Consider the following 19,479-nt stretch of genomic DNA (forward strand, 5'->3'; position numbering starts at 1 on the left):
TAAATAATAAAGATGACTAAGCATACTTCAGATATTTTTCAGAATCCGACAGAACTCAAGCTGGATAAACTGAGTTTTTGTCCGACCCATGCTAAAGGCTTGCAAGAATGGCTTACTGGCGTATCTATTTTGCAGCTGGGAACTTCATCTAAATCTCTATTCAATGCGCTGCTGGAAATTTCTGAATTGAAATGCCAGGAAATGCTCCGTTTTGACCTCATTCAAATTCTGCATCCCACGCTTGAAAATATTTTAACCAGCTTAGAAAAGCATTTTGCCAATCAGGGCTTAATCACCACCGACCGCAATGATCAGATTATTGAGCTGGCCATGCTGCTGCGCAGCCATTTTGCGAAAATTTATATTGATATCGCAAAACGATGTGAACAGCAGCTGAACCAGCAAAAATTTTCAATTTTCTCTTTTGGCCATAAAAAAAGCCTTCAGACTGCTCGAATGGCGTCCATCTATTACGCTATTCAACAGCTCACCATGCTGCTGTATCAACAGCAAATGCTTTATACAACCCCTATGCCAGGGCAATGGCTGGCAACACATCAGCTGATTGACTGCGCGATTCAGCACAATTTCTACCAAAGCAATCTCAATCAAATTTTAGGTACACAGCACCAAATTTCAACAATTGCACAAGCCTATTCACAGCTGATTTTGCTGGATATTTTTAATACCAATCAAATCCGCCCCGCTGAAATTCAAGGCTTGTTCCTGTGCAGCGCTGACTGGGCCAAATTAATCCAAATTTTACCGAAAGAAACCACACTTTCACGGTATGCCGTGGATACAACGAAAGATCATCCGCCTGTGTTTAATACACATCAGCCAGGCCATTATCAGCCAAATATTTATATTTCAACACAGAATTTGCTGGATCATTTAACAGAAACCCAAACAAAAACTGGACAGTATTTATCTAAAAATGAAAAGCTGTTCTTAACACCCGCGCTGCATTTCCATATTCACAACTTACTGACCAATAATACTGAACGCCGCCATGAGCGTTATGAATACTCAGCGCAAATCAATATCTGTTTTGGCCTATCTGTGGCTCACTTCTATTTATCCAAAGGCAAAAACCTGCATGAAACTTTGGATTTGGAAGCAAACTACAATATTCACAATGAATCCAGTTTTGTAAATTCCATGGACAGCAATATGCAGGCGTCCCTGTCCAATGCCAAAGCATTGGACCGAGAAGCAAAGCAGATTCACTCCGCCGAAGTCTTGGATATCAGTGTCAATGGCTACCGCATTAAATGGACAGGCGAAACCCCCGCGCAGCTTAAAACCGGTGAATTTATTCTGGTGCAGGAAAATGCGCAAAGCCAATGGCGCGGCGGTGTGATCCGCTGGATCAAACAATCTACAGATAAAAGTCTGGAGATTGGCTTAGAAGTCTTAACACAAGATATGTACCCTTGCGCTGCGCACATTCGTACAGACCGGAATACGCATAATTATCAGCCTGCACTGCTGGTGCAGACGTCCCAGCTGGATCAAGTTGCCACTACCTTAATTTTACCGGGTTCTCACCTATTTAGAGAAAAACAAACCATTCATTTGCGCCTAGGCAATGAAGAATTGAAAGTTTATTTAACGAAAGCACAGCTGATCACGCAAAGCTTTATCCGCTTTGAATACGAATTATTAAATGATCAGCAGGAAAGTACTGTGAAAGACTTTATTAATAAACAAGTCAATGAAGTCAAGAATCATGATTTATGGGAAGCATTGAAGTGAGAAATCCATTACTGTCTAAAAAGTTAAAACGCACGGAAACACGTTTACTGATTATCGATGATAATCAGATACGTTATAACCAAATCCGTGACCTTTTGACTGCCAGTGAGCATCAAATTCAAGCCACCCTGCTGGATGACCTTCAAAATTTTGAAAAACAACTGAATTTACCATGGGATTTGGTTATTTTCGGGCGCGCTTATGATTTGAAATATGATCAGGCGATGAGTTTAATCCGTTTGTCCAAACAGCCTGCTTTGCCGCTGATCCTCATTGAACCTGACGATTACAGCGAAGCCCAGTACGCCAATTATGTGCATAAGGGAATCTACGATATTCTGAGTTTAGAAAATCTGGATCACTTCTATATTGGCTTTATCCGTGCGCTTTCCTTCAGCCGCCTAGTGCAAACCCAGCAGCATTTAATGGATGAATTGGAAACAGCGCAAATCCAAGCCCAGTCATTTGTAGAAGACAGCAATAAAGCTGTTGCGGTAATCCAAGAAGGCATACATCTTGAAGCGAATGATGAATATTTGAAACTCTTTGGCTTCAAATCAAATGACGACATCATTGGTCTGCCGCTGCTGGATATCCTTCAGCCTAAGGATCTTAATGATTTCAAAACACGCTTTAAAAAAATTAATCAAGGCCAATTTGATTTTGGCCGTTTTGAACTCCATTCCCTCAACAACCGCAGCACTGTAAAAAACCCGCTTAAAATTGAGTTTATTCCAGCAACTGAAGATGATGCCCTGCAAATTACAATTGATATCGGCCATGAAAGCTCAGCTCAATCCTCTGGGGATAAAGTGCCAGCCAAAGCCAATGCCTATCAGTTGCTGAACCGTACAATGACCAAACAGCCATCGGATATCAATGCATTAGTCACCTTCTCGCTAGCTTCATGTGATGAAAGCATTCTGCAGGCCGACTGGAATACGTTCTCAGCCTATTTTAAAGGGATCAATAGCTTTCTCAAAGAGCAGACCAATGCGCCGTTATTCAAATTAGACAGCGGCATCCATGCAGGTTTATTCCAAGCAGAATCCAAAGCTAAACTTGACTCAAAACTCATTGGCTTAAACTCATTAACCAAACCGCAGCTGATTACGGTAAATAATGACAGTTATCCACTGAATCTTCGTATTGGCTATACCGTTTTAGAGGGCGACATACGGGACGAAGCGCAATTAGACCAATATGTTGCCAAAGCATTTTCTACAGCCTTGCCAAAAAATCAGCCGGCGCCGGAACTAGACCTGTCTTTACCTGAACTGCAATTTTCAATTCAGGAACCTGAAATTAAGCCTAAAGCAGAAGTAGACATACCGCTCAATATTAATTTCACGAAACCGGAAGTTGAAGCACCTGCAGTGATTCTGAATGAGCCGGCTGTTATAAAAGCCTTGCGCACTTGTCTAGAACGCGGGGAAATCCATCTCAAATATCAGCAGCTGTATGACAAAGAAGACGTAAATCTTTACACATATGAAGTCACCAGCGGTTTTATCTTTGAAAATAAATGGAAAGATATCGCCACGCTGCGTGAACTGGCTGAAGATACAGAACTATCAATTAAATTAGACCGCTGGATCCTTGTAGAGTCTTGCAAGCAGTTGCATAATTTCATCACCCAATATCCAGATGCCAAATTAATTATTAATTTGAATAAGGAAGTTTTGCTGCAAGACCGCACCTTCCCTGAATTTATCTCTAAACTCATTACAATTATCAGAAGCAAATTACAGTACCCACTGATTTTGCAATTTTCCGAATTGGATATAGATCAAAATATTGCAGATGCACAAAAAGCCATTAAGGAATTACGCAAAAATGGCGCTGAAATTTCACTGCGTGACTTTGGCCATTCAATGTTCAGCGAGGCTTTACTGCGCCAAGTAGATATCCATCACCTCACGCTGCATCAAAGCCTGACGCAAATGCTCAATTCAGATAAGCAATGTGAAGAGCTGAAAGCAAAAATTGCGGCCTATCAGGAAATCCGGCCGTCACAAATTATGCTGCGTGAACTGAATGACATGACATTGTTTGCCAACGCATGGAATGTCGATGCCCGCTTTATTCAAGGGGATTACTTCCAGAAAAAACTCGATCATCTTATTGATGTGCAGGATCAATAATCGCAGATCTAGTCAAACTTTATTCACATTAAATAAATCAACTAAAGCAAAAGGCTGAATGATTCATCATTCAGCCTTTTCACTTACTGCCTTAAATTCAGGTATAAAAAAACGGGCAAAAGCCCGTTTTTTTCATTTTGAGGATTAGTCGCGTTTGATAGAACGAGACATACCAGCAAAACGCTGTTTGAATTTGTCGATACGGCCGCCAGTGTCCACATTCTTTTGTTTACCAGTATAGAATGGGTGGCAAGCTGAACATACGTCAAGGTAAACAGTTTCTTTACCAAGCGCTGAACGAGTTTCGATTACGTTACCGCATGAACATGTAGCAACTAGTTTTTCGTATTTTGGGTGAATATCGGCGCGCATCGTCGATTACTCCATAAAGTTTAAGAAGGTTTTGCTGTCATCGCAATTGACCACTCTCCTATAAAGGAGGAAGTGCCGTTAAAACAGCAGATCAACACCATAACAGACCATTCTTTTGGCCCACCGAGACGGATGCCGTCAGAGCTAAGCACAACAAGTGGGCGATATTATACGAAATAAATCCGGATAAAGCGAACTATTCTTACAGTTCGCCCGAAGATTGCTTCGCCCAATAATTGGCAATGACTCCGCAAACCATCAACTGAATCTGATGGAAAATCATAATTGGCAGCACAATCATTCCCAACGGCTGGCCAATGAATAAAATTTGCGCCATAGGCACACCGCTCGCCAAAGTTTTCTTTGAGCCGCAAAAGAAAACTGCTTTTTGATCTGCGCGGTTAAAGCCCAGCCAGCGCGGAATATACAGCGCCAGCAGCATAATAATAGTTAAAAACACAGAACACGCCAGAATTAAAAGCGCCAGTGTTGTTCCGCTGACTTGCTGCCATAGCCCCGCAACTACCGCGCTGCTGAACGCTCCATACACCACCATCAAAATTGAGCCCTGATCAAAAGCTTTCACAAGTTTAGGCATAGCCTTCAGATAAGGAAAAATATAGGGACGTAAAATCTGACCCAGCACAAATGGAACCAGCAGCAGCAGCGTAATTTGAATAATAGATGCTGTGGGGTCAAAGTCATGCTTGGATTCACCTAAAATAAAAAGGCTGACCAAAACTGGAGTAATAAACATCCCCACTAAGTTTGAAAAAGAGGCACTGCAGATTGCACTGGCCACATTGCCCTGCGCAACTGAAGTAAATGCGATTGATGATTGCACTGTGGATGGCAAGAAGCACATAAACAGGAAACCCCAGTACAGCTCCTGCCCCAGCATCGGCACCAGCACTGGTCTGGCCGCCAGCCCTAAAATGGGAAATATGGCAAAGGTGAAAGCAAAGACAAGTGCATGCAGCTTCCAATGCATCAACCCTTCAACAACGGCTTCACGGGATAATTTAGCGCCATGCAGGAAAAACAGGATTGCAATCGCGGCCGTAGTAATCACCCCAAAAATATCTGCGGCATGCCCGGAAACAGGGACAAAGGTGGCCAAAATCACCATCACGAATAAAAGGATTGTAAAGCGGTCAAGCGCCAGCATTTTAAGCATGTCTACGTCCTGTATCTTTTTTAAATAAACCAGTCATCTTCAAACAAGAAAAAACCCAGTAAGATAAATTTACCATTTGGTAGGTTCTATCTTACTGGGCTGCGGCAATAAAGCTACTTTTCAGAGTCAATGTTCAATATTTAGTAAAACTATAATGGACCCAATCTGATCTACTGATCAGTTATTGCGCGCTTGCTCATCCTGCTGAATCAGTTCAATTTTGTAACCATCAGGATCTTCCACAAATGCGATGACCGTGGTTCCACCTTTCATTGGCCCAGCTTCTCGCACCACATTGCCGCCGCGCGCTTTAATTTCCTCACAGGCTTTGTAGGCATCATCGACCGCAATGGCAATATGACCATAGGCATTGCCCAGCTCATAATGGTCTGTGTCCCAGTTGTGCGTTAATTCCAAAACCGTATGGCTGTCTTCATCGCCATAACCGACAAATGCCAAGGTAAAACGGCCTTCTTCATAATCACGCTTACGAAGTAAAGCCATACCGAGTACTTCAGTATAGAACTGCAACGAACGCTCTAAATTGCCTACACGTAACATGGTATGCAGCATGCGCATAATTATTCACCTTTTCCGTTCAATTGTGCGTTGTGATCACGCAATAATTTTCCTACCCAAACCACCAGCAATAAAATTGGAATGCCAATTAAAGTGGTCATCAGAAAGAATTTGGGATAACCGATATTGCTGACGATAGTACCCGAATAACCGCCTAAAATCTTAGGGGTTAAAGTCATTAAAGAACTGAAAATTGCATATTGCACCGCAGTAAATGACACACTGGTTAAGCTGGATAAGAAAGCAATAAAGGCAGCGCCGGCCAAACCCGAAGCCAAGTTATCGACAATGATGGCAAAATACAGCCAAAGCGAACTGTAAGATTTAATTACCTTGCCTTTCAGTTCAATTTGACCTTGATCAGCAGCCGCTAAATTAATGGGCTGAATATCAATATCCAGCACACCTGCCATATTAGCCGAAGTATTTACATTATAAGATCGATCTATGCTCGCTTGCACTTGCTGGCCATTTAGAAGCTGCGCCGTCACTTTTTGGGTTGCGGAAGATGCAAGATCTTTTCCTGGAATCGCGGCGCTGAAAATACCGTCTTTATCCAGTACTGCCTCAAAAGGCTTGCCGTCCAGCAGCACTTGCAGCTTTTGATTGTCTTGCAGCGTATGCGCAAACTGTCCGCGCACAACAATGCTGTTTTGGCTCTCATTGGCATTGATAACGTTATCGGCAGTCACAGGCAGCAGCAAAATTTGATTGGCATCTGCGCCATTGAGATACGGCATTGCCACCGTTACAGGCGCGGCATTGTCTTGCTGAAAACTGGCCTTGACCTGAATCGTTTGCGCCGTTTTTAAATTGTCGATAGGCACTTTAATTTTCCATGCACCTGTTTCGTCTGGATGAACGGTATAACTTTGCCCGCCGGCACTAATTTCAACATCATTTAAAAGCTGACCCGACTTCACCAAACCAATAAAAATCAGGTTCGTAGAACTCGCCAGCACTGCGCCTACAAACATCAGTTTCATAATATTCATACGCTGCGCCAGCAAGCCGCCTAAGAACCCGCCCACTAGGCTGAATATCACACCGTAGACTTTAACCGCTTCTGCAATCTGCTCTTTACTAAAGTTTAAGTCTTGATAAAAAACGTTAGAAATCACACCCGCAATAATGTCCGAAATACGGTAAAAACCGATCAGCAGCAGCAACACCAATGCCAGCTTTATGCCGTAGCGTTTAAAGAAATCTGCAATAGGATTGACCCATGTTTCATAAGCCATGTGCTGGTTGACCGCACCCATTTTCACCAGGGATGCGCCGACAGCTAAAGCTACAGCGCCTGAGCCAATAAAGCGAACCGCCTCAAAACAGAACAGCAGAAATGAGTCCTCTATGCCCAGCTGTTCTTTCAGCGCATCTACAGCTGTACCTGAATAAATATAGCTCAATACAAAACTGATCACTGCGGCAAAGAACACAGCAACCAAGCGGTAATAGTCCGCCCGCTTATAATCTTTATGAATGCGTTCTACTTTTGGTTCGCGGATGATCAGCGTCGTAAAAATACCGACCAGCATGACCCCAGCCATGGCTAAATACGTCGTTTTCCATGCTTCATAAATGTAATTGCCTTTGGCTGTTCCTAAATAAGCCGCTAGAAATAACGCGCCTGCACCCGCAACAATCATGCCGATCCGGTAGCCCGCATTATAGGTCGATGCTAAAACCGTCTGCATTTCGGTTTCCGCCAATTCAATACGGTAAGCATCTATCACAATATCTTGCGTCGCTGCAGAAAACCCTAATAACACGGCGCCAGCAGCCATTTGATACAAGTAGTTTTGCCCTAAAGACGGGTCTGAAAACGCCATAATGCAAATGGCGCAAATAATTAAACACTGCGCAATCAGCAGCCAAGCGCGCCTACGGCCTAAAGTTTTAGTCAAAAATGGGACCGGCAGCTCATCAATTAATGGCGCCCAGACAAACTTGAAGGAATAGCCCAATGCAGCCCAGCTGAAAAAAGTCACGGCGCTCTTATCAATACCGGCTTCGCCGAGCCAAAGCGATAAGCTGGAGAAAATCAGCAGAATCGGAATACCTGCAGAAAAACCCAAAAAGAGCATAATTAATGCACGGCGGTCTAAAAATGCTGTAAATGCCGATTTCCATCCGGAAGATTGCGTTGTCATCACATTATTTTTGTCTAAATACAATTGCTGCTATTCAAACGCTTAATAGCATTTGTTTCAACTAAATTTACGCAATCATCGTTTTATTTATCGAGAAAAGCATTGCGCTTGCTTGATCTTTCGGATGAATCCAGTATACCTTTAAATTCTGCCGTCATTTATTTGTTTTGGATTTAACAGTGCCGCAAAAACTCGAAAATATTCAATCTTCACTATCCACCCAACTTTCAGAACAAAACAACAGCGAAACTCATGTTCAATCGGCGCCAATCTTGCACAGTGTGTTTGATTGCCCTGAAATTCAAACGACTTTAAGCAAAACAAAACTGAATGCCGAACAGCTGACGCATCCGACAAACTTAAAAAAAATTCCAACATCCACTAAGCGCATTAAGCCTTTAAATGATTTTCTAGGTCAAGACCGCGCCCGCGCCTCAGTTGAAGCAGGCATTGCTTTACCTTATTCAGGCTACAATATTTTTGCAGTCGGCACAGCGGGCTTAGGCAAGCGCACCATGGTCAAGCGCCTGCTGCAGCAGCATGCAAAAAACATGAAAACGCCAAATGACTGGGTGTACGTTTATAATTTTAAATTTCCACGCCAGCCCATTGCCCTGCAGCTTCCTACCGGCCAAGCGCCGAAATTTCAGGCGGCTCTGCATCAAACGTGGCAAATTATTTTAAAACAGCTGGAACGCCGATTTACGGCAGAAACCTATCATAACCGTATCGAGTTAATCCGCCAGCAGACTGGAGATGTGCAGCAGCAAGCTCTGGTAGAGTTGACAAAAGAAGGGGAAGAGCTGGATTTAAAACTGATTTCACAAGATGATGAGCATTGCTTTGTTCCTGTGCATCTGAAAGACAATAAAATTCAAGAAATGTCTAAAGATGAAATCAACGCCTTAAACAACAAAGACCGTGCGGCCATCGCATCCAATATCCGCTACATGAACAAAAAGCTGGAACGGCTTGGCTTGCATTTAGGCGATCTGGAAGATGACGCCCGCGATCAGGTGCAGCTATTGAATCGCGATATCGCCAAACAGGTTGTTTTACCGCGCATTGATTTAATGCAAAACAAATATAATGATGTCGAAGGCCTGGAAAATTATCTGAAATATTATGCAGAAGACATTATCAATAACGTGGAAATTGTCTTAGAGCAGGAAGAAGATGATTTTACCCCGGGTGTATTCAGCCGCGTGCCTTCACGCTACCAAGCCAACATTGTCGTTACGCACAAGCCGAATGCAGGCGCGCCGGTAATCTTTGATGATTTTCCAACACATTACAACCTGCTGGGCCATGTTGAACAGTTAACCCAAAATGGCACCATCACCACAGACTTTACCTTAATCCGCCCCGGCGCGCTGCACAAAGCCAATGGCGGCTTTTTAATGCTGGAGGCTGAACAGCTGCTGGAACAGCCTTATGCATGGCAAGGCTTAAAACGCGCCCTAAAATCAGGTCAGCTGAAATTATCATCTTTAGAGCATATGCTGACTTTAACCGGCAGTATTTCTATTGAACCGGCAGCCATTCCTTTAGATATCAAGGTAGTCTTATTAGCAGAGCCTGAAATTTATTATGAGATTTTAGAGCTTGAACCCGAGCTAGGCAGTGTTTTTAAAATCCGCGCCGATTTCACCGATACGCTGCAGCGCAATGAAAATAATGAACAAGCCTATATGCAGCTGATTGCCGACTATGTGCAGGCGGATAAACTGCTGCCTTTCGACCGTTCTGCATTGGCAGCGCTCTTAACCGACTCCAGCCGTCAAGCGGAAGATCAAAGTTCATTGTCATTACACGCCCTCACCTTAGGTGACCTGATCCGTGAAGCGCATCATCATGCAGCCAAAGCGGGCGACAGCATGGTTACTGAACAGCACATCAATACGGCGCTGGATCACCGTAAATACCGCTTAGGCTATTTGCGTGAGCTGTACTGGCAGGACTTATCCCGCGGCACGCAATTGATTGAAACCAAAGGCCACCGTCTTGGCCAAATCAATGCTCTTTCAGTCATTCACTATGCTGATGTCGAATTCGGCCTGCCTTCCCGCCTGACCGCTTCTGTATATCAAGGCGGCGGCGATATTTTAGATATCGAACGCAGTGTAGAATTGGGCGGCTCTTTGCATGCCAAAGGCGTGCTGCTGATGTCCAGCTTCCTCAAAGCGCATTTTGGCCGCGAACAGATTTTGCATTTTTCAGCAGCGCTTGCCTTTGAGCAAAGCTATGGTCAGGTTGATGGCGACAGTGCAACCGTCGCTGAACTTTCCGCACTGATTTCCGCTATCAGCCAATTGCCCATTGATCAATCATGGGCCATTACCGGCTCTATGAACCAGCTGGGACAAGTCCAGCCGATTGGCGGCGTCAATGCGAAAATTGAAGGCTTTTACGATGCCTGCAAGCTGCAGGGCTTAACCGGCAAACAAGGCGTAATCATTCCGCGTCAAAATATGCAGCATTTAATGCTGCGCAAAGATGTGATTGAGGCGGTCAAAAATGGTCAGTTTCATATTCATGCCATTGACACCATAGATCAAGCCTTAGAGATTTTAATGGCGCGCCCCGTCGGCAGCTTGGACAAAAAAGGCCGTTACAGCAAAAATTCTATTTTCGCGGCTGTTATGGCGCAGCTGGAATACTGGCAAGCGATTGAAGATGGCGCGGAACTTGAAGAAGCGCCAAAGAAAAAAAGCAAAAAGAAGAAAAAAGCGAAAAAAAAGGCCAAAGCTGAAAAAGAAGCGCTAGAGCTGGCAAAGGCCGCTGCGGAAGCATTGCAAGCAGAACAGTCTGCTCAAAATTGATGCCTTAAAATATCTGCCCGTAAAAAAAGCGCCTGTTACAGGCGCTTTTTTTATATTCGGTCTGAATTAAGCTTCAGGCGCTGGGCTGTACTGTTCTACCAAAGTTTTCAATTCACCTTTTTGGAACATATCAAGCATAATGTCGCTTCCGCCGATCAATTCGCCATTGATCCACAATTGCGGGAAAGTCGGCCAATTTGCAATTTGCGGCAAAGTCGCGCGGATATCCGGATTTTCCAAGATATTTACATATGCAAATGGACGGCCAATTTGACTGAGTGCTTCTACTGCACGAGCAGAGAAACCGCACTGCGGAAATTGTGGAGTGCCTTTCATGTAAAGCAGAACTGCATGTTTAGCAATTTGGTCACGAATTAACGCTTCTGTATCGCGTGCTTGTTCAGTCATTGATATATCCTCAATAAATCTGCATCGCATTATACCCAAAACTGAGCAAAACAGTATGACTAAAGCAATAAATCCAATTTTATTTACGATCGGGCTTTAAATCTCGGGGAGTTTTTGCTTATATAGAACGTCTTGGCGCATCTATATATATTGTGCCAACCGCATTACTTTTCAATCCACCTAACAGATAAGAGTTAGTCATGAACAACATTACCCTTGCCCCTGTGCAAACTGATCAACCATCTCATTTGATGCCTGTATTTGGCCGTCAGCCGATCAGCTTTGTCCGAGGCCGAGGTTCTTATCTTTATACAGAAGACGGCACAGAATACTTTGATGCATTAACAGGGATTGCTGTTTGCGGCTTAGGCCACGCGCATCCTGCAGTTACTGAAGCAATTGCAGATCAGGCGGCAACACTCATTCATACCAGCAACATTTTTGAAGTGCCTTGGCAAACAGCGGCTGCGCAAAAATTAGCAGAAGCAGCCGGCATGGAAGAAGTATTTTTCTCAAACTCTGGTGCAGAATCCAACGAAGGCGCAATTAAAATTGCGCGCAAGTTTGGCCATATGCAAGGCGTAGCCAATCCTAAAATTATTGTTGCAGATCACTCCTTCCATGGCCGCACACTGGCAACTTTGTCTGCTACAGGCAATAAAAAAGTTCAAGAAGGTTTTGCGCCACTGGTTGAAGGCTTTATCCGCGTTCCATTTGGCGATATCGAAGCCATTGAAGAAGCAGCAATTAACCACCCAGATATTGTGGCAATTTTAGTAGAGCCGATTCAAGGCGAAGGCGGCGTAAACACTGCTCCTCAAGGTTTCAGCTATTTAGAAGAAATCCGCCAAATCTGCAATCAGCACAACTGGCTGATGATGCTGGATGAAGTGCAAACAGGCAACGGCCGTACAGGCAAATACTTTGCATATCAGCACACTAGCATTATTCCGGATGTTTTAACGACAGCAAAAGGCTTAGGCAATGGCTTCCCAATTGGCGCTGTCATGACCCAAGGCCGCGGTGTTGGCGTTTTAACTGCAGGCAACCATGGTTCTACCTATAGCGGCACACCGCTGGGTTCTCGTGTCGTTTATACCGTGATTGACACCATTCAAAAAGAAAACTTGGTGGCCAATGCTGCTGAAAAAGGCGCCTATATTGTGCAGCAGCTGTCTGAAAAACTCTCTGAACAAAATGTAACGGTTCGCGGTTTTGGCCTAATGATTGGTATTGAACTGCCTAAGGCATGCGGTGAATTGGTTGACATTGCCCGTGATCAATATCACTTGATTATCAATGTTACGGCGGGTTCAGTGATTCGTTTATTGCCTGCCTTGAATATTACTCAAGAACAGGCAGACCAGCTGATTGAACGTATTGTCACAATGATTAAAGCGTATTTAACCTAATCCAAAAGAATAAAAAAGCCGCATCAGCGGCTTTTTTATTCACACATTAAAATTTATTTAAGCAATCATGGTTAAAACGCTTTTTAAATAAACTTTCTGTTTTTAAGATGCTTCTTGGTAGATACGCCCACCCGGCAACTGGCTGAAATATTTCTTTAATGCATCTAGGCAGCGCTGGATTTTAGCGGGCTGCTGCTCTTGTTTAGCAACCACGGCATAAAGTGTAAATGCCGGCAATTTCCACTCAGGCAATACTTCAATGAGAGAACCGCTCATTAAATCCTTTTGCACATCTAAAAATAGAATTCGAGCAATGCCTTGCCCTTGCATGCACATAGATTTTGCAACCAGCACATTGTTGGTTGACAGCCTTGAAGGCATTTCAATATTGACTTTTTCACCGGTCACACTGTTGTCAAACACCAAAGAATGATGGTTCTTCATAATATTCAGCGCGACGAGATCATGATTAGCCAAATCTTCAGGCCTTGAAATCAAAGCTGAATGATTAATAAAACTTGGCGATGCAACCAAAATCTGCTCAACCCGGGCCAAAGGCACAGCGTGAAGATTTTGATCATAAATTTGAGAACTCATGCGCAACGCAATATCAATGCGCCCATCAATAAGATCAATATACTGATTGTCAGCCTCAAAATTCACTGAAAGGCCGCGATGCGTAGCTATCCATTGCGAAAGCGCTGGAATGATATGATTCGCGCAAAGTTCAGGCGTCGTCGCGATACGAAGTTCCCCAACCAAATCATCGCGCAATTCATTAATTCGAACTTTACCGCGTTCTGCAGCAGACAGCATTTCTTGACAGCTGTAAAAAAATGCTTGTCCAGCTTCGGTCAAGCTTAATTTGCGTGTTGAACGGTGCAGTAAAACCACTTCCATATCCAGCTCTAAAGAACGGATCTGCTGGCTTACTGCACTGGTTGTAATGCCCAGTTCCCGCGCCGCGCCACTAAAAGAATTTTTCTCTACAACGCAAGCAAAGACACCCATTGCCCGTAATTGATCTAACATAAATTCCCCTCAAATTTATGAAATGCTCATATTTTAATAAAAGCAATTTCTTGCATTATACGAGGATATTCAGGTTTTGCATTACTTAAATTCAGTTAAGCGGAAGAACCGTCTCAGGATTCACTGGCTTGCCATCTAAACGGACCTGAAACTCAAGCATCGTGCTGGATGCTCCAGTTGATCCCATTTCAGCAATTTTCTGCCCGGCTTGAACATTGTCGCCGCTTTTCACAATCATTTTGCTGTTATGCGCATAAGCGGTGATATAGCCGTTAATGTGTTTCAAAAGAATCAGATTGCCATACTCTTTTAATCCATCAGCGGCATAAACAACCTGGCCATCTGCTGCAGCATAAATTGGATCGCCTGCTTTGCCGCCAAAGCGGACGCCTTTCACATTGGATGCTAAGTTAAATTTCGCAATTACAGATCCATTTGAGGGCTTAACCCAGCGCAAAGAAGAGCTTTGCGCGCTCACGGCCGGTGCTGTCTGGGTTTGCGCAGAGACGGCTGGCGCTGCTGGCACAGTATTTTGCGGCAGTGGAACTGTTTGACGCTGAATTGGCGCTGACTGTGTCATTGCCTGTGTAGATGCCGCACGGCGCGAAGCAGAATTTTTTAAGCGAATCGACTGTCCGACATAAATTCTGTATGGAGGCGCAATATCATTCATTTCAGCTACACTGACATAGCTTAAGCCATAGCGCCCAGCGATGCCGCTCAGCGTATCCCCTGAACGCACGGTATAAAAATCCGGCGCTGCCGCATAGCGTGTTGCATTGCTGACTTGCGGTTTAGATGCACAACCACTCAATATAACGGTCGAAACAGCCGCCAAGGAAAAAACCAATGACTTGATGAAAGCTGCTGGAGCTGCTTTTAAGTGATATTGTGACGCCAGGGACATTATCTTCCTCTCTACACGATAAATGGAATGCTGTAATTTCGCTAAGATTAGCAAAATTTGCCAACAAAAAAGCTGCATCATCAGCATTTTCACAAAGTTATAACACTACTTACGCATTTTTAGTCAATTGTATGTGCAAGTTATTCAAAATTTCATAATTTGTTGCATCCATTTGGATTGGCGTAATGCTGACGTAACCATTTGCAACCGCAAAAAAATCAGATTCAATATCGGTTAAGCCTTTCTGGGGTTCAGCAACAGCTTCACCGGATAGGCCTATCCAGTAGACTTGGCGGCCACGCGGATCAACATGACTGGTAATGGGTTTTGACTGGCGGCGGCGGCCCTGATACGTAATTTTTGCGCCTCTTAATTCGCGGCTATCTGGAATATTAATATTTAGAATATGACGTGCGGGCAGTGCAGGCAAGCCCGCGGCAATAAAGTCATGCACCCACTTTGCTGCCACTGCAAAACCTTCAGGCGTTTCATATGAACGGACATTTGGCCCTGCAAGAGATACCGCAATGGCCGGCTGTTTCATTAAGCGCCCTTCAAAAGCAGCCCCAACAGTCCCTGAATACAGGACATCATCTCCTAGATTCGCACCGCTGTTAATGCCGCTGACCACAAGATCAAATTCAAAATCAAATAAGCCGTTCATGGATAAATAAACGCAGTCCGCCGGCGTGCCATTCACAGCCCAAGTATCTGTGGCAATTTGGATAGGACGCAGTGGACGGTCTAAAGTTAATGCGCTGGAAAAACCACTGCGCTCTGCTTCCGGCGCAACAATGACAACGCGGCCTAAAGGGCGCAGCGCATTGGCTAAAGCTTGGATACCTGGCGCAAAAACACCATCATCGTTGGCAATTAAAATATTCACTATAATCTACTTCAATCTACATTAGTCTGAAAATTCCTTTACACCCCTTTATTTATCTAAATCTTTAATCTATTTTAGTCGGTATTGGTTCGCACTAATCTGTTAATAAAACGGGTACTGTGGCGGGTAACTTATTTAATTAAACGGGTAACTTAATGCTCTCAGATACCAAGATAAAATCTTTAAAGCCTAAAGAGAAAATGTACAGAGTGCTTGATGCAGAAAGGTTATACATTGAAGTAAGACCTTCTGGCAAGAAAATATGGCGTTTCAAATACACCCTGAATGGCAAAGAAGGAACAGTAAGTTTTGGTGAATACCCTATCGTTTCACTTGCTGAAGCTCGCAAAAAGAAAGATGAGTCCAAAGTGCTATTGAAGGACGATATTAATCCTGTAGATGATAAGAAGAAAAAGAAAATTGAAGCCATTACTGCTACAACCAACACTTTTAAAGCTGTGGCTGAGGAATATGCTTTAGAGCAGATGAAATATAAAAGCAAAGACTATGTAAATCAGTACAAGCGATCGATGGAAAAAGATATATACAAGGTTATCGGTCACAAGCCAGTGAAGGATGTTAATTCTTCTGACGTGCTCACTATCATGAAAGACACTATGGTTAGGGTGAAAAAACTAAGCCATTACGGTACAGGAGAGGCAGCAGCAAACCAGAATCGGAGATTTATTAGCCTGGTGATGAAATACGCCATTGTTACCCTTAGAGCTGACAATGACCCCACGTATGCAGTTAGGAGTGCTATAGAGTCACCAGAAATTGAGCATGCGCGACCTTTGGAGAAAGATGAGCGTATAAAGCTTAGAACGCGGCTAGAACTTTACGGCGGTACCACAACAGTAAGAAATGCCTGCCTTGCTATGATGTACTCTATGCTACGTGCATCTGAGATTCGACGCATGCAGTGGTCTTTCGTTGATTTTAACGAAAAGGTGATTGAGTTCCCCAAGGCTTCAAGACGACGCAAACAGGAAAGAAGTAACAAAAAGAACCATATTCATCTGGTTCCAATTTCTGATCAGTTATGCGCTTTATTGAAAGAACAGTATGAAATCTCTCAAAACCAAACTTTTGTTTTTTCTGCACCATTTAAGAAAGACGCAATGCTTGCCAGAACTACACTAAATAGAGCACTGGTTTTTATTGGCTTGCCAGAAGTAACCACACACGATTTCCGTGCAACCGCTTCCACCCTTTTGAATGAAAAAGGATACAAGCCCGATTGGATCAACAAGCAGCTGGCACATGCTGAAGAAAATAAAACAAGGGCAACGTATAATCATGCAAAGTGGCTTGGCGATCGTAGGAAAATGCTACAAGACTGGGCTGATCTTGTTGATGGGTGGAAAGAATAAATGAAAACTTGGCTCTACTTCTATATTGAACACACTGTGAAAAGTGGAACGCCTTTTTATAAAGAAAACGGCTGGGCTTTAGGATTGAAAACTAATTTTGTTTTTTTGAGTGGGGTGTAAAGTTGAAAATGAAACCAATTGTTTTTAGTGTTACTGGAGGCATAATGATTTCTTTGATTTTTACCCTTTCCTCATTTTGGATATTTTTCCAGTATGCGGGTTCATTAGATAGTGGACAAAATGCACTCAATACCTTGGGTGCTTATTTTGGTGGTATTGCTACTTTATGGGCTGCAATTATTGCTGCATATCTCTTTAATGATTGGAGGGAACAGAAAAAGTATGAATTGGAAAAAGAATATATAGATAAGCTTGCTACCTCTATTTTTAATATTTACCAATCTATTTTTTCACAAAGCAGTCAAATACTGTACATGTATGAAAATTATACTAAAAATAAAAAGTATTCTTTTTTATATTTGGATAGGGTAGATTTCTTAAATATTTCAGAAAAGGATAAGCTTTCTCACTATCTATCAAGTTTAATTGGTGAAATAATTCCAGAAAGTAAATTCAAATTAAATTATAGCGATTTTCAGGAAACCCTTACTTTTTTATGTTTGATGAATGAACAAGTTTACAATATATATATTAAACAGATTATCAATTCTAATGATTACTCCCCCTATATAGCGTTTCATGCTGAAGAACATCAAATGAATCAATCACAACTAACTAACTATAAGCAGATTATAAATATTGTAGCCCAAAATTCACCTTTAAAAATTAATAATAAAGAAAAAAGTTTTACGTATTCTGAGTTATTGGTAGAGTTTACAAGTTCATTTGACAAACTGAATTCTGCAATTATTAAATATTTAAAACCATAAGCTGAAAGCCTTTAGTTGATGGGCTTTTACTATTGCACTATACTTTACCTGCAGTAGAAGCGATAAGTATAAACAAACCATGATAGTATGCTAAGCCCCATCATTGCTTCGAATAAGATATTGACTATTATAAATAAATTTCAGGTTTTTCGCATAAGATGTATTATTTTTTAGGAAATAATTTAAATACTTTGACATAACATACCTTTAAGTACAATATAAAAATAACATTAACTCAATTTTTCAACAACTTAAAACATGCAAAAATTAGCTATCTTGATTGATGCAGATAATTCATCAATATCATCTATTGGCCCAATTCTTGAAGAAGTAGCAAAATATGGAATAGCTAGTGTAAAAAGAGTCTATGGGGATTGGAGTAATGACAGTTTAAAGAACTGGAGAGACATTCTTTTATTAAATGCAATAACACCTGTTCAACAGTTTGCATATACAGCTGGAAAAGATGCGACTGATATGATTCTGATTATTGATGCAATGGATCTTTTATATAGCGGTTCATTAGATGGATTTTGTATTGTATCAAGTGACAGTGACTTTACTCCATTAGCATCAAGAATTAGAGAAAGTGGATTAAATGTTTATGGTTTTGGCAAAAAATCTACACCTGACGCATTTAAAAAGGCATGTGATAAATTTATTTTTATTGAAAATTTAGTTACTGATAATTTAGTAAATGAGAAAAAAATCGAAGTGACTTCATCTCACATTAAAAATCAGAATAATATTAGTGATTTAGATAAACAAACATTAAATTTAATTTACAAAGCTGTCAAAGATAATGCTGATGATAGTGGATGGGCTTATTTAGGGAATGTAGGCACCTATATTTCAACTGTAAAACCAGATTTTGATACAAGAAATTATGGATGTGCAAAATTATCTGGTCTGATCCAAGCATCAGGATTATTTGAAACAAAATTAATAGGAAGCCAACTCTTCTTAAGAAAACTTAGTTTTGGGACTTTTGTAAAATTAGTTCATAGAGCAATATCTAATTCTAGCAGTAATGAATGGGCTGAAATTGATAATGTTATGAAGTTTATCACTGCTAAAGAGCCTGACTTAAGCGTGAAAAATTATGGATTTAACAATCTTAGAGAAGCAATATTGGGTATTAATAACGGATGGATTGAAGTTAATAAAACAAAAATCAAAATTGGAAGACCAATGCCCAATTAATATCCAAATTTATTTAGTAGAAACATCCGTTTAAAATAATTGCTGTTATAAGAAATTACCCACTATCCGTGGGTAATTTCTTTCTTAAAAAAGGCCTCACACCCTTTTATAAACTTTAAATTAATCTTCATCTGCGGATCATTCTTCTCATCATCACACTGATCTGCAGATTTCAATTCGTTATCACGTGCATAACGGTATCCGAAATATTCTTCAGTGCCCGCTTTAAAGCCGCCAAGCACTTCTGCTGTTCAAGCAGCCGTACATATAGGATAGTTATTAGAGTGTTTCTACTTTGCTGGTGATACTCGCCAAATGATATTACCCACATCATCAGCGACCAAAATTGCTCCAGCGGAATCA

The 19,479-nt window shown here is 42.1% G+C and carries 15 protein-coding genes and 2 pseudogenes; 8 read left to right on the forward strand and 9 right to left on the reverse strand.

The genetic code is table 11. The features are described from left to right. The first annotated feature begins 12 nt into the window (after window positions 1-12). The gene (locus tag JZ784_RS14715) at window positions 13-1,758 is read left to right on the forward strand and encodes a hypothetical protein (protein WP_005008934.1); all 1,746 of its coding nucleotides are present in this window, start codon (window positions 13-15) and stop codon (window positions 1,756-1,758) included. After that, the gene (locus tag JZ784_RS14720; protein WP_346315365.1) at window positions 1,740-3,902 is read left to right on the forward strand and encodes an EAL domain-containing protein; all 2,163 of its coding nucleotides are present in this window, start codon (window positions 1,740-1,742) and stop codon (window positions 3,900-3,902) included. The genes JZ784_RS14715 and JZ784_RS14720 overlap by 19 nt, the downstream gene beginning before the upstream one ends. A gap of 144 nt (window positions 3,903-4,046) precedes the next feature. On the opposite strand, the gene rpmE is transcribed toward JZ784_RS14720, so the two are convergent. From rpmE to JZ784_RS14740, 4 genes are all read right to left on the reverse strand, one after another. Further along, window positions 4,047-4,274 carry a 50S ribosomal protein L31 gene (rpmE, locus tag JZ784_RS14725; RefSeq protein WP_005008932.1) on the reverse strand — a complete coding sequence of 76 codons (228 nt, stop codon included), beginning with the start codon at window positions 4,272-4,274 and terminating at the stop codon, window positions 4,047-4,049. 202 nt (window positions 4,275-4,476) lie between these two features. After that, entirely contained in the window at window positions 4,477-5,451 is a 975-nt protein-coding gene (locus tag JZ784_RS14730) for a bile acid:sodium symporter family protein (RefSeq protein WP_005008931.1), read from the reverse strand. A 177-nt stretch (window positions 5,452-5,628) separates the two neighbouring features. Continuing rightward, complete coding sequence (gloA, locus tag JZ784_RS14735; protein WP_005008928.1) at window positions 5,629-6,030, reverse strand: lactoylglutathione lyase; 402 nt, start codon at window positions 6,028-6,030, stop codon at window positions 5,629-5,631. Window positions 6,031-6,032: 2 nt separating this feature from the next. Continuing rightward, window positions 6,033-8,183: an MFS transporter gene (locus JZ784_RS14740; protein WP_346315366.1), complete on the reverse strand. Its 2,151-nt coding sequence runs from the start codon at window positions 8,181-8,183 to the stop codon at window positions 6,033-6,035. A 179-nt stretch (window positions 8,184-8,362) separates the two neighbouring features. On the opposite strand from JZ784_RS14740, the gene JZ784_RS14745 reads away from it, so the two are divergent. Beyond that, window positions 8,363-11,005 carry an ATP-binding protein gene (locus JZ784_RS14745; protein WP_346315367.1) on the forward strand — a complete coding sequence of 881 codons (2,643 nt, stop codon included), beginning with the start codon at window positions 8,363-8,365 and terminating at the stop codon, window positions 11,003-11,005. A gap of 66 nt (window positions 11,006-11,071) precedes the next feature. Here the strand turns inward: JZ784_RS14745 and grxD are convergent, their stop codons facing one another. After that, window positions 11,072-11,413: a Grx4 family monothiol glutaredoxin gene (gene grxD / locus JZ784_RS14750; protein ID WP_005008922.1), complete on the reverse strand. Its 342-nt coding sequence runs from the start codon at window positions 11,411-11,413 to the stop codon at window positions 11,072-11,074. A 200-nt stretch (window positions 11,414-11,613) separates the two neighbouring features. On the opposite strand from grxD, the gene JZ784_RS14755 reads away from it, so the two are divergent. Continuing rightward, the gene (locus tag JZ784_RS14755; RefSeq protein WP_346315368.1) at window positions 11,614-12,825 is read left to right on the forward strand and encodes an aspartate aminotransferase family protein; all 1,212 of its coding nucleotides are present in this window, start codon (window positions 11,614-11,616) and stop codon (window positions 12,823-12,825) included. A 102-nt stretch (window positions 12,826-12,927) separates the two neighbouring features. Here JZ784_RS14755 and JZ784_RS14760 read toward each other — a convergent pair whose 3' ends face one another. The 3 genes from JZ784_RS14760 to surE all read right to left on the reverse strand — a co-directional run bounded on the left by JZ784_RS14760 (window position 12,928) and on the right by surE (window position 15,650). Beyond that, window positions 12,928-13,857, reverse strand: a complete 930-nt coding sequence (locus tag JZ784_RS14760; RefSeq protein WP_346315369.1) for a LysR family transcriptional regulator — start codon at window positions 13,855-13,857, stop codon at window positions 12,928-12,930. A gap of 91 nt (window positions 13,858-13,948) precedes the next feature. After that, a complete protein-coding gene (locus JZ784_RS14765) occupies window positions 13,949-14,764 on the reverse strand; it encodes a peptidoglycan DD-metalloendopeptidase family protein (protein ID WP_346315370.1) in 816 nt (271 codons plus the stop codon). Window positions 14,765-14,873: 109 nt separating this feature from the next. Then, window positions 14,874-15,650, reverse strand: coding sequence for a 5'/3'-nucleotidase SurE (surE, locus tag JZ784_RS14770; RefSeq protein ID WP_130148478.1), 777 nt, complete (start codon window positions 15,648-15,650; stop codon window positions 14,874-14,876). Between the two features lie 155 nt (window positions 15,651-15,805). Here surE and JZ784_RS14775 point away from each other — a divergent pair, with 155 nt between their 5' ends. The 4 genes and pseudogenes from JZ784_RS14775 to JZ784_RS14790 form a co-directional block, all read left to right on the forward strand. Continuing rightward, a complete protein-coding gene (locus tag JZ784_RS14775) occupies window positions 15,806-17,023 on the forward strand; it encodes an integrase arm-type DNA-binding domain-containing protein (RefSeq protein WP_346315371.1) in 1,218 nt (405 codons plus the stop codon). Between the two features lie 128 nt (window positions 17,024-17,151). Beyond that, entirely contained in the window at window positions 17,152-17,913 is a 762-nt protein-coding gene (locus tag JZ784_RS14780; protein ID WP_346315372.1) for a hypothetical protein, read from the forward strand. A 258-nt stretch (window positions 17,914-18,171) separates the two neighbouring features. Beyond that, window positions 18,172-18,888: pseudogene (locus JZ784_RS14785) on the forward strand (NYN domain-containing protein); the annotation flags it as partial. Window positions 18,889-18,918: 30 nt separating this feature from the next. Then, window positions 18,919-19,116 (forward strand): annotated as a pseudogene (locus JZ784_RS14790) (OST-HTH/LOTUS domain-containing protein); the annotation flags it as partial. 172 nt (window positions 19,117-19,288) lie between these two features. Here JZ784_RS14790 and JZ784_RS14795 read toward each other — a convergent pair. Continuing rightward, the coding region (locus JZ784_RS14795) for a hypothetical protein (RefSeq protein ID WP_346315373.1) at window positions 19,289-19,479 on the reverse strand (191 nt) is incomplete at its 5' end.

Origin of the sequence: Acinetobacter sp. CWB-B33, from assembly GCF_039655955.1 — a bacterium.
In the GTDB taxonomy this organism is placed as follows: Bacteria; Pseudomonadota; Gammaproteobacteria; order Pseudomonadales; family Moraxellaceae; genus Acinetobacter; species Acinetobacter bouvetii.